The 13,872-nt window shown below is 60.8% G+C and carries 8 protein-coding genes, 2 tRNA genes and 1 pseudogene; 4 read left to right on the forward strand and 7 right to left on the reverse strand.

The features are described 5' to 3' along the window. Window positions 1-67 precede the first annotated feature (67 nt). A complete protein-coding gene (gene rlmB / locus M0746_RS22930) occupies window positions 68-832 on the reverse strand; it encodes a 23S rRNA (guanosine(2251)-2'-O)-methyltransferase RlmB (RefSeq protein ID WP_090280791.1) in 765 nt (254 codons plus the stop codon). Next, window positions 829-3,459 carry a ribonuclease R gene (gene rnr, locus M0746_RS22935; RefSeq protein ID WP_258450689.1) on the reverse strand — a complete coding sequence of 877 codons (2,631 nt, stop codon included), beginning with the start codon at window positions 3,457-3,459 and terminating at the stop codon, window positions 829-831. The genes rlmB and rnr overlap by 4 nt, the downstream gene beginning before the upstream one ends. A 226-nt stretch (window positions 3,460-3,685) precedes the next feature. On the opposite strand from rnr, the gene M0746_RS22940 reads away from it, so the two are divergent. From M0746_RS22940 to M0746_RS22955, 4 genes and pseudogenes are all read left to right on the forward strand, one after another. Beyond that, window positions 3,686-3,772 (forward strand) — tRNA-Leu (locus M0746_RS22940). 180 nt (window positions 3,773-3,952) lie between these two features. Next, window positions 3,953-4,039, forward strand: a tRNA-Leu gene (locus M0746_RS22945). 186 nt (window positions 4,040-4,225) lie between these two features. Beyond that, the gene (locus M0746_RS22950; protein ID WP_258450690.1) at window positions 4,226-5,236 is read left to right on the forward strand and encodes an extracellular solute-binding protein; all 1,011 of its coding nucleotides are present in this window, start codon (window positions 4,226-4,228) and stop codon (window positions 5,234-5,236) included. Then, a pseudogene (locus M0746_RS22955) lies at window positions 5,236-6,800 on the forward strand (ABC transporter permease). The gene M0746_RS22950 and the pseudogene M0746_RS22955 overlap by 1 nt, the downstream one beginning before the upstream one ends. Window positions 6,801-6,891: 91 nt before the next feature. Here M0746_RS22955 and M0746_RS22960 read toward each other — a convergent pair. The 5 genes from M0746_RS22960 to hflK all read right to left on the reverse strand — a co-directional run bounded on the left by M0746_RS22960 (window position 6,892) and on the right by hflK (window position 13,847). Then, window positions 6,892-8,826 carry a methyl-accepting chemotaxis protein gene (locus M0746_RS22960; protein WP_258450691.1) on the reverse strand — a complete coding sequence of 645 codons (1,935 nt, stop codon included), beginning with the start codon at window positions 8,824-8,826 and terminating at the stop codon, window positions 6,892-6,894. Between the two features lie 140 nt (window positions 8,827-8,966). Then, a complete protein-coding gene (locus M0746_RS22965; RefSeq protein ID WP_039756860.1) occupies window positions 8,967-10,256 on the reverse strand; it encodes an adenylosuccinate synthase in 1,290 nt (429 codons plus the stop codon). Between the two features lie 54 nt (window positions 10,257-10,310). Next, entirely contained in the window at window positions 10,311-11,498 is a 1,188-nt protein-coding gene (locus tag M0746_RS22970; RefSeq protein WP_208938958.1) for an ATP phosphoribosyltransferase regulatory subunit, read from the reverse strand. Window positions 11,499-11,811: 313 nt separating this feature from the next. Next, window positions 11,812-12,681, reverse strand: a complete 870-nt coding sequence (gene hflC / locus M0746_RS22975; protein WP_039756857.1) for a protease modulator HflC — start codon at window positions 12,679-12,681, stop codon at window positions 11,812-11,814. Further along, window positions 12,681-13,847 (reverse strand): FtsH protease activity modulator HflK, encoded by a 1,167-nt coding sequence (gene hflK, locus M0746_RS22980; RefSeq protein WP_208938959.1) that lies wholly within the window; start codon window positions 13,845-13,847, stop codon window positions 12,681-12,683. Before hflK ends, hflC begins: the two co-directional genes overlap by 1 nt. Between the last annotated feature and the right edge of the window lie 25 nt (window positions 13,848-13,872).

Genomic DNA, 13,872 nt, shown 5'->3' on the forward strand with positions numbered 1-13,872 from the left:
GCAGCTATGAGCTACAAGCCTCAAGCTGCAAGCGGACCGCTTTTGACTTGAGGCTTGCAGCTTGCACTTATGGCTTGCGCGAAGCGCGCGCCTTGGCGCCACGCTGGCGCTGGGCTTCGAACAGGCAGACGCCGGTAGCCACGGAGACGTTGAGACTGCTGACGCTACCGGCCATCGGCAGGTTTACCAGATAGTCGCAGTGCTCGCGAGTCAGGCGACGCATGCCTTTGCCTTCGGCGCCCATGATAAGGATGGTCGGGCCGGTCAGGTCCTGGTCATAAATGCTGACCTCGGCCTCCCCCGCCGTACCCACCACCCACAGGCCGCGCTGCTGAAGTTTCTCCAGCGTGCGGGCGAGGTTGGTCACTGCCACCAGCGGGATGACTTCCGCTGCGCCGCAAGCGACTTTGCGCACCACAGGCGTCAGGGTCGCCGACTTGTCTTTCGGCACGATCACCGCCAGCGCCCCGGCCGCATCGGCCGAGCGCAGGCAGGCGCCGAGGTTGTGCGGGTCGGTCACGCCGTCGAGCACCAGCAGCAGCGGCGCGCCTTCGGTGCGATCGAGCAGTTCGTCGAGCATCGCTTCGCCCCAGACCTGGCTCGGGCTGACTTCCGCAACCACACCCTGGTGGACGCCTTCGACCCAAGCGTCCATTTCGCGGCGCTCGGCCTGACCAACCTGAACACGATTTTCGTTAGCCAGCTCAACCAGGGTCTGCACCCGCGGATCGTTGCGGCTTTCCGCCAGCCAGATCTGCTTGACGCGTTTTGGGTGGTGACGCAGTAACGCTTCTACCGCGTGAACGCCGTAGATTTTTTCCAACTGACTCATGACTTCGCCTTCGGTTTACGGGCTCCGCCACTTTTGGCTGGAGCGGAACCCGCTTTTGGCGGGCCCTTGCGGTGCTTGCTCGGTTTGGCTGGCTTGCCGCCGGAAGCCTTCTCAGGCGCCGACCGTCCGGTCTTTCCCGCAGACGGCGCTTTACCACCGCTTTTTGCATCGGCGAGCAAGGCCTTTTTCATTTCACGGCTTTTACGCAGCTCGGCGTTTTTTGCCACAGCGTCGCTTGGCCGATAAGCCTCGGACACCTTTTCCTTGGCCGGACGACGGCTGGCGGTTTTCGCCGGCGCCTTGTCTTCTGCAGCCTTGGCAGCCGGCGCGGCGGTTTCAGCGCCGCGTTTTTTGCGGCCGATCGGCGCGCTGATGGTTTTTTCTGCCATCTCGAAGTCGATCTTGCGCTCGTCGAGATCGACGCGCATGACCCGCACTTCAACGGTATCGCCGAGGCGGAAACTGCGCCCGGTGCGCTCGCCCGCCAAGCGGTGATGCACGGGGTCGAAGTGATAGTAATCGCCTGGTAGCGCCGTGACGTGGACCAGACCCTCGACATAAATGTCGGTCAGCTCGACGAACAGGCCGAAACCGGTCACCGCAGTGATCACGCCCGGGAACGACTCGCCGACGCGATCCTTCATGAACTCGCACTTGAGCCAGTTCACTACGTCGCGGGTCGCTTCGTCGGCACGACGCTCGCTCATCGAGCATTGCTCGCCGAGCTGTTCCAGCGCCGCTTCGTCGTACGGATAGATGCGCGCCTTTGGAATGGTCATCGCACCGGCACGGCGAACGTGCGGGGTGTCCTGCTTCGAATGGATCACGCTGCGGATCGCGCGGTGCGTCAGCAGGTCCGGATAACGACGGATCGGCGAAGTGAAGTGGGTATAGGCTTCGTAATTCAGGCCGAAGTGGCCGTCGTTTTCAGCGCTGTACACCGCCTGGCTCAACGAGCGCAGCATGACGGTCTGGATCAGATGGAAATCCGGACGATCCTTGAGGCCCGCCAACAAGGCCTGATAGTCCTTCGGCGATGGACCGTCCTTGCCCTTGTGCAAGGACAGGCCGAGCTCGCCCAGGAAGGCGCGCAGTTTTTCCAGACGCTCCGGCGGCGGACCGGCGTGAACGCGATACAGCGCAGGAATTTCATGCTTCTTGAGGAATTCGGCAGTGGCCACGTTGGCCGCCAGCATGCACTCCTCGATCAGCTTGTGCGCATCGTTGCGGATGGTCGGACGGATTTCGGCGATCTTGCGCTCGGAACCGAAGATGATCCGGGTTTCCTGCGTTTCGAAATCAATCGCACCACGCACATGACGGGCTGCCAGCAGCACTTTGTACAGCGCATAAAGCTGCTTCAGGTGCGGTAAGACGTCGGTGTACTCGCCACGCAGCTTGCGCGCTTCGGTAGCCTTCGGCGTTTCCAGCATGGCGCTGACCTTGTTGTAGGTCAGGCGGGCGTGAGAGTGAATCACCGCCTCATAGAAGCAGTAATCGGTCATTTCGCCGGACTTGGAGATGGTCATCTCGCAGACCATGGCCAGGCGATCAACGTGCGGATTCAGCGAGCACAGGCCGTTGGACAGCTGCTCTGGCAGCATCGGAATCACGCGCTCAGGGAAGTACACCGAGTTGCCGCGCACCTGCGCTTCGTTGTCCAGCGCCGAACCGATTTTCACATAGCTGGAGACGTCGGCAATCGCCACGTACAACTTCCAGCCGCCGGAGAACAGGCGCAGCTTGCCCGGCTTGGCTTCGCAGTAAACCGCGTCATCGAAGTCGCGGGCATCTTCGCCGTCGATGGTGACGAACGGCAGATGGCGCAGGTCAATGCGCTTCTCTTTGTCTTTTTCTTCAACTTCCGGCTTGAGCTTGCCGGCTTCCTTCAGTACGGCTTCAGGCCAGACGTGCGGAATGTCGTAGGTGCGCAGGGCAACATCGATCTCCATGCCCGGTGCCATGTAGTTGCCGACCACTTCGACCACGTCGCCCTGCGGCTGGAAGCGCGGCGTCGGCCAGTGGGTGATTTTCACCTCGACGAACTGACCGATCTGCGCGTTGGCGTTGCGGCCCGGTGTGACCAGCACTTCCTGCTGGATCTTCGGGTTGTCGGCAACGACGAAACCGATGCCGCCTTCTTCGAAGTAACGACCGACGATGGTTTCATGGGCACGGGACACCACTTCAACGATCACGCCCTCGCGACGACCGCGACGGTCGAGGCCGGAAACGCGGGCCAGCGCACGATCGCCATCGAACACCAGACGCATTTGCGCCGGGCTCATGAACAGGTCGTCGCTGCCGTCGTCCGGGACCAGGAAGCCGAAACCGTCACGGTGACCGCTGATGCGACCAAGGATCAGATCGAGCTTGTCCACCGGGGCATAGGTGCCACGACGGGTGTAGATCAGTTGAGCGTCGCGTTCCATGGCGCGCAGACGGCGGCGCAGGGCTTCAATCTGGTCTTCGGTGGTCAGACCGAACTCTTCGACCAGTTGCTCGCGGGCAGCCGGCGAACCACGATCGGCGAGATGCGCCAGGATCAGTTCGCGGCTAGGAATAGGGTTTTCGTATTTTTCCGCTTCACGAGCGGCCTCGGGATCGAGGGACTGCCAATCGGCCATTAGAGAGTTTTCACCTTGTCTATATACGGGTTAGTTTGGCATAGGCGCCATGAAACGGGAAATTTCCGGCTATATAAGGCGCAACGGATGCCATGATCTGCCGTCCGAAAGCCATTTTGACCACCGCTGGTAAAAAAAATCATATTTTTTGCTGACAGGGGTTTACAGCTAAAAAGACCCTCCGTATAGTGCGCGCCATTGACGACGCAGATGCGTTGACGATGCTGCCCAGATGGTGAAATTGGTAGACACGCCAGCTTCAGGTGCTGGTGACCTTACGGTCGTGGAAGTTCGAGTCTTCTTCTGGGCACCAATTTCGAGCTTGAGACTAGATCAGTTTCAAGGCTCACACAAAACCCGCGAAAGCGGGTTTTTTGCATTCTAAGCCCGGGTTTTCTTAAAACCGATTTATTAAAATTAAATCAGGGGTTTACAGATCAAAAAGCGCTCCGTATAGTGCGCCACATCAACAGCGGCAACGCTCGCGATGATTGCCCAGATGGTGAAATTGGTAGACACGCCAGCTTCAGGTGCTGGTGACCTTACGGTCGTGGAAGTTCGAGTCTTCTTCTGGGCACCAATTCAAATTCAAGGTTCAGGCCTTGAATTTCACAGAAACCCGCGAAAGCGGGTTTTTGCGTTTCTGGCTTCCGCTAATTGCCGACTCGCACCTCACATGCCGATCGGACCGCGAAGCGCACTTGAGAAACAATATCGTTTATCATTGTTGCAAGTTTTTGCAATGCGACAGTGAGGAACCCTGCGAATGACGTTTCGAAATACCCTGCGCCGAGGCCTGGCCTTCACCCTCCTCAGCGCGGCGCTCGCCACTCCCCTCACCCAGGCAGCCGATGCGGTTTCCCTTACCCTGTACAACGGCCAGCACAAAGAGGTCGGCGATGCGATTGCCAAGGCCTTCGAAGCCAAGACCGGCATTCACGTCAACGTGCGCAAAGGCAGCAGCAATCAGCTCGCCAGCCAGATCATCGAAGAAGGCGACCGCTCCCCCGCCGACGTGATCTACACCGAAGAATCGCCGCCGCTGAATAATCTTGGCGAGCAAGGCCTGCTGGCCAAGGCTGATGACGCAACCCTGGCGGTATTGCCGGAAAAATACGTCGCCACCAACGGCACCTGGATAGGCGTCACCGCCCGCGTGCGCGTGGTTGCGTTCAACCCGAAACTGATCGACGAGAAAGACCTGCCGAAATCGGTGATGGAGTTTTCCGAGCCGCAATGGCAAGGCAAGGTCGGTTTCGTGCCGACCAGCGGCGCATTCCAGGAACAGGCCGTGGCGATCATCAAGCTGCACGGGCGCGACGCCGCCGAAGAATGGCTGACCGGCCTGCGCGCGTTCGGCAAGACCTACAGCAACAACATGGTCGCGCTCAAAGCCGTGGAAAACGGCGAAGTCGCCACAGTGCTGGTGAACAACTACTACTGGTTCGCCCTGCAACGCGAGAAAGGCCAGCTCGATTCGAAACTGCACTACTTTACCGGCGGTGACGCTGGCGGCCTGATCACAGTGTCCAGCGCTGCGGTGCTGAAATCCAGCAAACATCCAAAAGAAGCGCAGCAATTCCTTGCGTTCATGGCCAGCGAAGAAGGTCAGCGCGTGATCACCCAGACCACCGCCGAATATCCACTGCACAAAGGCATGGAATCGGATCGCGGGCTCAAGCCATTCAGCGAGCTGGAAGCACCGAACGTGACGCCGGCCGATCTGGGCAATGCTGAAGAAGCGCTGGAGCTGGAACGCGAAGTTGGCTTGAACTGATGAGCGCATCGTTATCCGCCCCCGCCCCGCGCGGGGGTTACGTGCCAAAACGCAAGCGGCCATCGATCTGGCTGCTGCTGCCGGTATTGCTATTGGTGGTGTTGAGCCTGTTGCCGCTGGCCTATGTCGGGCTCAAGGCGTGGCAGGCGGGTTGGGCCGAGGCGATGCATTTGCTGTGGCGCCCGTATGTGTTTGGCTTGTTGCGCAATACCGTGGCGCTGATGGTCGGCGTGACGCTCACCTGCGGCGTGATTGGCCTGTCCCTGGCCTGGCTGCTGGAACGCAGCAATCTGCCGGGGCGACGCTTGTGGGGCGTGATTCTGTGTCTGCCGTTCGCGGTGCCGGCGTTTGTCAGCAGCTTTACCTGGGTTTCGCTGAGCGCACAGTTCGAAGGCCTTGGCGGGGCCATTCTGGTGATGAGCCTGTCGAAGTATCCGCTGATCTTTTGCCGGTCGCGGCGACGTTGCGCAACCTTGATCCTTCACTCGAGGAGTCCGCACGCACATTGGGGCAGAATCGTTGGGGGGTATTTTTTCGCGTGACCCTGCCGCTGCTCTGGCCATCGCTTTTGGCCGGCTCGCTGCTGATCGCCTTGCACATGCTGGTGGAGTTCGGCGCCCTGTCGATCATCGGTCTGCAAACTTTTACCACCGCGATCTATCAGCAGTTCGAGCTGGAATTCAGCAACGCCAACGCGGCGATGCTTTCGGCAGTGCTGCTCGCGCTGTGCCTGCTGTTGCTCTGGCTGGAACTGCGCGTGCGTGGCAAGGGCCGGCATGTGCGCACCGGTCAAGGCGCAGCGCGTCAGGCGGAACAAGTCCGCCTGGGACCATGGGCTGCGCTGGGTCAGTTATATTGCCTGGCGTTGGCGATTGTCGGCAGCGGGATTCCACTGGGAATGCTCGCTTACTGGCTGGCGGTTGGCTCATCGGCTGCGTTCCCGGTTGCGGCGATTAGCGAAGCGCTGCTGTCATCGCTGGCATTGTCACTGGGCGGCGCGGCACTGTGCCTGCTGCTGGCGGTTCCGGTGGGGCTGCTGGTGGTGCGCTACAAAGGTCAACTGGCGATCTGGGCCGAGCGTTTGCCGTATCTGCTGCACGCGCTACCGGGATTGGTGATTGCCCTGACGCTGGTGTATTTCGCTCTGCACTACGTGCCAGTGCTGTATCAGACCTCGGGACTGTTGCTGATTGCTTATGCGCTGCTGTTTCTGCCGTTGGCGCAGGCGCCAATTCGCACGGCGCTGAACAAGGCTGCACCGCAGCTGGAAGAGGCGGCGCGCACGCTCGGGGCTTCGTCGTTCACGGCGTTTTGCCGGGTAACACTACCGATCATTTTTCCGGCATTGGGTGCGGCGTTTGCGCTGGTGTTTCTCGATGCGATGAAGGAATTGACGGCGACGCTGCTGCTGAGTCCGACCGGGCTCAATACGCTGGCGACCGAGGTCTGGGCACATACCGCGAATGTCGAGTTCGCGGCCGCAGCGCCTTATGCGGCGTTGTTGATCGTGGTGTCGGGGTTGCCGGTTTATCTGCTCACGACGCGAATGTATCTGAGCCGTTGAAAAAGCTATCGCGAGCAGGCTCACTCCTACAGGGAAACGTATTTCAAATGTAGGAGTGAGCCTGCTCGCGAAGAGGCCAGCCCGGCCAATATCAGGCCCTGAACTGTCCCAGGCTCGCCTTGAGCTGTGCCGCCAGACCATCCAGCACCTTGCCACTGGCCGTGGTCTCCACCACCGCCTGCGCGGCTTTTTCCGCCTGTGCGTGAATTGTTTCCACCCGCCCACGCACCGCCTGCGCACCCTGCGCCTGATGCGCTGCCGCTTGTGTCGCGAGGCCGATCGCTGCGTGCACCTGTTCAACCGAGGCCTGCACCGACTGTTGCAGTCGCGCGCTGTCACGCAACACCAGCAAGCCTTCACTGGCCTGACGCCCGGCCTGGCCGATCGCCTCGACCGCCTCGCGCGCGCCCTGCTGCAACGCGACGATGTGCGCCTGAATATCGCCGGTGGAGCTTTGCGTCTTGCTTGCCAACGCCCGCACTTCGTCCGCCACCACGGCGAAGCCGCGGCCTGTCTCGCCCGCGCGCGCTGCTTCAATCGCCGCGTTCAAGGCCAACAGGTTGGTCTGCTCAGCGATGCCGTGGATCACCGTCAGCACCACTTCAATCTGTTCACTCTGCTGCGCCAGCCGCTCGATGACTTTCGCCCCGGTGTCCACCTGCCCGGCCAGCGCTTCGATCAGGCCGCCGACCTTGGCCGAGGTACGGGTGTTTTCATCAGTGGCCTGTCGAATTTCCACCACTTGCTTGAGTGCGGCCTGCATCGCATGGCTTTCCGATTGCGCCTCGTCGGCCATCTGCGACAACGCACGCAGGCTCTCGGCAACTTCATCACGCTGCATGCCGGCCGCCGCATCGGCGCCGGCGTTGCGCAGGGTCATCGCGCCAATCTCGACTCCGGTGCGCTGCGCCACATCGCCAGCTTCGCGCACGATCGGCTGCAACTTGTCCACGAAGCGGTTGACCGCCGAGGCCATGTCGCCGATTTCATCCTTGCTGTTGATCTGCACACGCTTGGTCAGATCGCCCTCGCCCGCCGCCAGATCGTCCATCGCCGCGTTGAGCATTTTCAGGCGATTGACCACGCGATGGCCCAACACCACGGCCAGCAACAGCAACACCGCACATCCGACCAGCGCCAGGCCCAGGCCGATGCGCCAGCGCAGAGTCGCCGCTGCCTCTTGAACGGTTTGCGCGGTATTGGCTTTCATCTCGCCAGCCGTGGACTGCGCCGACTGCAGGCGCGCTTGCATGGCTTTGGCGCTGTCCGCCGCAGCGCCTTTGAGGCTGTCACCGACCAGTTGGTCGCTGCTGGCGATCAGTGCCGAGAAACGCTTGTCGAGTTCGACCAGATCGGTTTCCACCGAGGCCGTGGAAACGCCCATCAGCACTTTGCCGATTTCCACACCGTTGGGATTGATCGACGCTTCGAGGTAATACACCGAGGGATCGTTTTTCGCTGCATCCAGCACTTTATCCAGCGCGCGCTCACCCTGGCCCTTCTCCAGCAAAGCCTTGTTGATCGGGTTTTCCCGGTTCAGATAACGGGTCAGGTGCTGGCCGGCGGCATCGTCATACACCACAAACAACACATTGGGATTGCGCTGGGCGCGGCGGGCAAATTCCGACAGGGTCGGTACGTCGCTGTCCCACATCGCCCGCGGAGCTACGGAGGCGAGCAACTGCGCCATATCGTTGGCCGAATCCTTGAGGTCCTTTTCCAGCGTGGCACGCAGTTGCGCCTGCTCTTCTTTGAGGCGTGAAGACAGGCCAGCGGTGAGTCGCTGCCGGGTACTGGCAGACAAAGCGTCGAGACTGGAAGTGACCTCCCGCCCGGCCTGCTCCAGTTCGCCGGACAGCTTCTGGCTGTCGGTTCCCAGGCGCGTCGCCAGATCTGCTTCCAGCGCCGTGACGGTGCTCCGCGTCAGGGCAACGGCCACCAACACTTGCACCAAAAGGGCGATACCCAAGGTAACGAACACGGGCCGCAGCAAACGGCTTTGTAACAGTGAGAGAACGGCCGACACTTTGAAATCCCTCTACGTCTGACGCCATTAATTTGATGGCACTCTTGTAGACAGATTCACAGCAAAGGTCATGCCGTCCAACAGGCATAAACGACAAAGGCCCCGATTAAGGGGCCTTTGTTTTTTACATCAACGACTTATCAAGCAAACGGATGACGCAGAACGATGGTTTCGTTGCGGTCCGGGCCCGTCGAAATAATGTCGATCGGTGCGCCGATCAACTCTTCAACGCGTTTGATGTAGGCGCGAGCATTGGCCGGCAGCTCTTCCAGGGTCTTGGCACCCACGGTCGATTCGCTCCAGCCCGGCACTTCTTCGTACACCGGCTGCAGGCCGACGTAGCTGTCAGCATCGGTCGGGGCAACAGCGTTGCCCTGCGCGTCTTTGTAGCCGACGCAGATGTTGATGGTTTCCAGACCGTCGAGTACGTCAAGCTTGGTCAGGCAGATGCCCGAGATGCTGTTCACATCGATAGCGCGACGCAGGATGACGGCGTCGAACCAGCCACAGCGACGGGCACGGCCGGTGGTGGCGCCGAACTCGTGACCCTGCTTGGCCAGGTGTGCACCGACGTCGTCGAACAGCTCAGTCGGGAACGGACCGGAACCAACGCGAGTGGTGTACGCCTTGGTGATGCCGAGGATGTAATCGAGGAACATCGGGCCAACACCCGAACCGGTCGCCACGCCACCGGCGGTGGTGTTGGAGCTGGTCACGTACGGATAGGTACCGTGGTCGATGTCGAGCAACGAACCCTGGGCGCCTTCGAACATGATGTCTTTGCCGGCACGGCGCAGGTCGTGCAGCTCGGCCGTCACGTCGAGCATCAGCGGCTTGAGCAGTTCGGCGTATTCCTTGCACTCGGCCAGGGTCTTTTCGAACTCGATGGCCGGCTCTTTGTAGTAACCGACCAGCATGAAGTTGTGGTAATCCACGAGTTCACGCAGCTTGTCTTCGAAGCGCGGCATGTTCAGCAGATCGCCGACACGCAGGCCACGACGAGCAACCTTGTCTTCATAGGCCGGGCCGATGCCGCGACCGGTGGTGCCGATCTTCAGCTCGCCACGGGCCTTTTCACGGGCCTGGTCCAGCGCAACGTGGAAGGACAGGATCAGCGGGCAGGACGGGCTGATACGCAGACGCTCGCGCACCGGTACGCCTTTCTCTTCCAGCTTGGTGATCTCGCGCAGCAGGGCGTCAGGTGCGACGACCACGCCGTTGCCGATCAGGCACTGCACGCCTTCGCGCAGCACGCCCGACGGAATCAGGTGCAAGACGGTTTTCTCGCCGTCGATCACCAGCGTGTGGCCCGCGTTGTGGCCACCCTGGTAGCGCACTACGGCGGCAGCATGTTCGGTCAGCAGATCAACGATCTTGCCTTTGCCCTCATCACCCCACTGGGTGCCCAGGACTACGACATTCTTACCCATAACACTTGTCCTCATTCGCGCAAACTTGGTGCCGGCGATGGCCGGCAGGAAAACTCAAGAAGCCAGTGGCGATACTTGCCAAAGCCCGTTCTGCTGAATCAATTGCCGGTCGCAGTCCGCATCACGGGCGGCGGCCAAAGGTTGTCCAGGCAAGGCCTGAACGACACGCTGACCCTCACTGCGCAACTGGCAAACCTGCTGCCAGAGTGCCGCATCCGTACTGTCAGGCATCCAGATACCGCCAGACGGTAGCTCGATCTCAGCACGCCCCAGGGTCACCAGGGTTTTCAAATCGGTGGAAAAACCGGTCGCCGGACGGGCACGACCAAAATCGGCGCCGATGTCATCGTAGCGACCACCCTGAGCGATGGACTGACCCACGCCCGGCACGAACACCGCGAACACCACGCCGGTGTGGTAGTGGTAACCACGTAATTCGCCCAGGTCGAAGTACAACGGCAAATCAGGGAAGCGCGCCGAAAGACGCTCGGCAATCGCCAGCAAGTCTTCCAGGGCCGCCAGCACTGGCGCCGGCGCATTGGCCAGACGCTCGCGCGCAGCGCTCAATACTTCACGGCCGCCACACAGGTCGACCAGTGCGCGCAACATATCGGACAGATCCGCTGGCAAGCCTTCGGTCAGGGTAATGACCTCGTCGATGGCCTTGCGTTGCAGCGCATCGAACAACTGCTGTTCGACTTCACCGGACAAACCGGCAGCGCGCGCCAGCCCCCGATAGATGCCGACATGGCCAAGGTCCATGTGCACATCCGGCACGTCGGCCAGTTGCAGCATGGCCAGCATCAGGCTGATCACTTCAACGTCGCTGCTCGGGCTGGCGTCGCCGTACAACTCGGCGCCCAACTGGATCGGGCTGCGCGAGGACGACAAGGCCCGCGGCTGGGCGTGCAGCACGCTGCCGGCGTAGCACAGGCGGCTCGGGCCTTCGCGGCGCAGGGTGTGGGCATCGATGCGCGCGACTTGCGGCGTGATGTCGGCGCGGAATCCCATCTGCCGGCCCGACTGCGGGTCGATGACCTTGAAGGTGCGCAGATCCAGGTCCTGGCCTGCACCGGTCAGCAGGGATTCCAGGTACTCGATATGGGGAGTCACGACAAACTCGTAACCCCAGCTCTGGAACAGATCCAACACCTGACGACGCGCGACTTCGATGCGCGCCGCTTCCGGTGGCAGTACTTCTTCGATGCCATCTGGCAGCAGCCAGCGGTCTACCGTTGCCATTACGCCATTCCCCTTTGATCCGGGCGGCCAGCCTGCGGGCGAGCCTTGAGTGAAGCAGAAAATGATCGATCCGTTCAAAACGCACGCGCATGAACGACGCGGCGAAAGGCCTGTTACCGGCTTCGCCCACCACTTTCCTCGAAAAACGTTCGGGCCATTCAACCCGATGCCTGCAACAAAAAACAGCAATCAAACGTGCAGACGCAAAAAAGCCGGGAATTTCCCGGCTGCCGCATCATACACACGTTTTCCCAAAGGATCACCCCGCCCGAGGATTTAGCCGCCGGGCGGAGCGATTCAGGTCAACGTCGCATCAAGGCTTGGCTTTTTCCAGGTAACGGAAGAAGTCGCTGCTTGGGTCGAGGACCATGACGTCGGATTTGTTCGCGAAGCTTTCACGGTAGGCACGCAGGCTACGGTAGAAACCGTAGAACTCCTGATCCTGACCGTAGGCCTTGGAATAGATCGCAGCGGCCTGGGCATCACCATCACCGCGAACCTCTTCGGATTCACGATAAGCTTCAGCCAGCAACACGCGGCGCTGACGATCGGCGTCGGCACGGATGCCTTCGGCCAGCTCGTTACCCTTGGCGCGGTGCTCGCGAGCTTCACGCTCACGCTCGGTGCTCATACGCTCGAACACGCTGCGGTTCACTTCCTTCGGCAGATCGATGGCCTTGACCCGGACATCGACGACTTCGATACCCAGCTCTTTTTCCGCCATCTTGTTCAGCGATGCAGTGATGTCAGCCATCAGTGCGTCCCGCTCACCCGACACCACTTCGTGCAGGGTGCGCTTGCCGAACTGGTCCCGCAGGCCGGATTCCAGACGACGTGACAAACGCTCGTCGGCAATCTGCTTGAGGCCGGAAGTCGCGGTGTAGAAGCGCTCTGCATCCTTGACCCGCCACTTGGCGTAGGCATCGACCATCACGGCTTTCTTTTCCAGGGTCAGAAAGCGCTGTGTCGGTGCGTCCAGCGTCAACAGGCGTGCGTCGAATTTACGCACCTGGTTAACGTAAGGCACCTTCACATGCAGACCCGGCTGAACGTCCGCCTGAACCACACGGCCGAATTGCAGCAGCACCGCACGCTCGGTCTGAGCGACGATGTAGAAGCAATTCCAGCCCACCAGTACCACAACGACGCCAACGATCAGGGCGATCAGCGATTTATTGCTCATCAGCGGGTCTCCCTTGTACGCGTCTGCGGCACGTCAGTGACATGCGGCGTGACGTCCGAGTTGTTGCTGGCGGCCGAACCAGTCACCGGTGCGTTGCCCGAACTGTTCTGGATCATCTTGTCCAACGGCAGATAGAGCAGATTGCTCTGGCCGTTCTTGTTGCCGGTCACGAGTACCTTGCTGGTGTTGCTGAAGACTTCCTGCATGGTGTCCAGATACAGACGCTCGCGGGTGACTTCAGGCGCCTTGCGATATTCGGCGACCAGTTTGGTAAAGCGATCGGCCTCACCCTTGGCGCGCGAGATCGTTTCGTCGCGGTAACCGTTGGCATCTTCGATGATGCGCTGGGCCTGACCACGGGCTTCCGGCACCACGCCGTTGGCGTAGGTTTCGGCCTGGTTGCGCGAACGCTGCTCGTCTTCACGGGCGCGGATCACGTCATCGAAGGCTTCCTGCACTTCACGCGGTGCCGCTGCGCTCTGTACGTTGACCTGGGTAACGGTGATACCGGTGCGATAGGTATCGAGGAAACGTTGCAGACGTTCCTTGATTTCGCTGGCCATCAATTCACGACCTTCGGTCAGCACCTGGTCCATGGCGGTCGAACCGACCACGTGGCGCAGGGCACTTTCAGTCGCGTGCTGCAGACTGATTTCCGGCTGATCGACGTTCAGCACGAAGTCCTGCAGGTTGCTGATCTTGTACTGCACGGTCAGCGGCACTTCGACGATGTTTTCGTCTTCAGTGAGCATCTGGCCCTGCTTGGAGTACGCACGCTCACGCGTCACGTTTTCCATGTACTTCTTGTCGATCGGCGGGAAATAGATGTTCAGGCCCGGGCCGACAGTCTCGTAGTACTTGCCGAAGCGCAGCACCACGGCCTGCTCCTGCTCGTCCACCACGTAGACGGCGCTGTACAGCCAGACGGCCGCCAGCACGACCAGGCCGATGCCGAGCAGGCCGCCGAAGCCGCCACTGCTCTTGCCCGAACCACCGCCGTCATCACCACGTTTCTTGCCACCACCGAACAACCCGTTCAGGCTTTCCTGCAGCTTTCGGAAGGCCTCGTCGAGATCCGGTGGCCCCTTGCGGTCGCCGTTATTGCGGCGCTTGCCACCCCAGGGATCCTGATTGTTCGAGTTGCCACCCGGCTCATTCCAAGCCATAGCGCTCTCCATCTGATAAAGCAAA

The sequence above is a fragment of the Pseudomonas sp. S11P7 genome, assembly GCF_023195435.1.
Taxonomy (GTDB): Bacteria; Pseudomonadota; Gammaproteobacteria; order Pseudomonadales; family Pseudomonadaceae; genus Aquipseudomonas; species Aquipseudomonas fluorescens_G.

Coding starts and splice junctions, on each gene's coding strand:
- hflK (WP_208938959.1), bottom strand. CDS start 13,847: ATGGCTTGGAATGAGCCGGGTGGCAACTCGAACAATCAGGATCCCTGG.
- rlmB (WP_090280791.1), bottom strand. CDS start 832: ATGAGTCAGTTGGAAAAAATCTACGGCGTTCACGCGGTAGAAGCGTTA.
- M0746_RS22970 (WP_208938958.1), bottom strand. CDS start 11,498: ATGGCAACGGTAGACCGCTGGCTGCTGCCAGATGGCATCGAAGAAGTA.
- rnr (WP_258450689.1), bottom strand. CDS start 3,459: ATGGCCGATTGGCAGTCCCTCGATCCCGAGGCCGCTCGTGAAGCGGAA.
- M0746_RS22965 (WP_039756860.1), bottom strand. CDS start 10,256: ATGGGTAAGAATGTCGTAGTCCTGGGCACCCAGTGGGGTGATGAGGGC.
- hflC (WP_039756857.1), bottom strand. CDS start 12,681: ATGAGCAATAAATCGCTGATCGCCCTGATCGTTGGCGTCGTTGTGGTA.
- M0746_RS22950 (WP_258450690.1), top strand. CDS start 4,226: ATGACGTTTCGAAATACCCTGCGCCGAGGCCTGGCCTTCACCCTCCTC.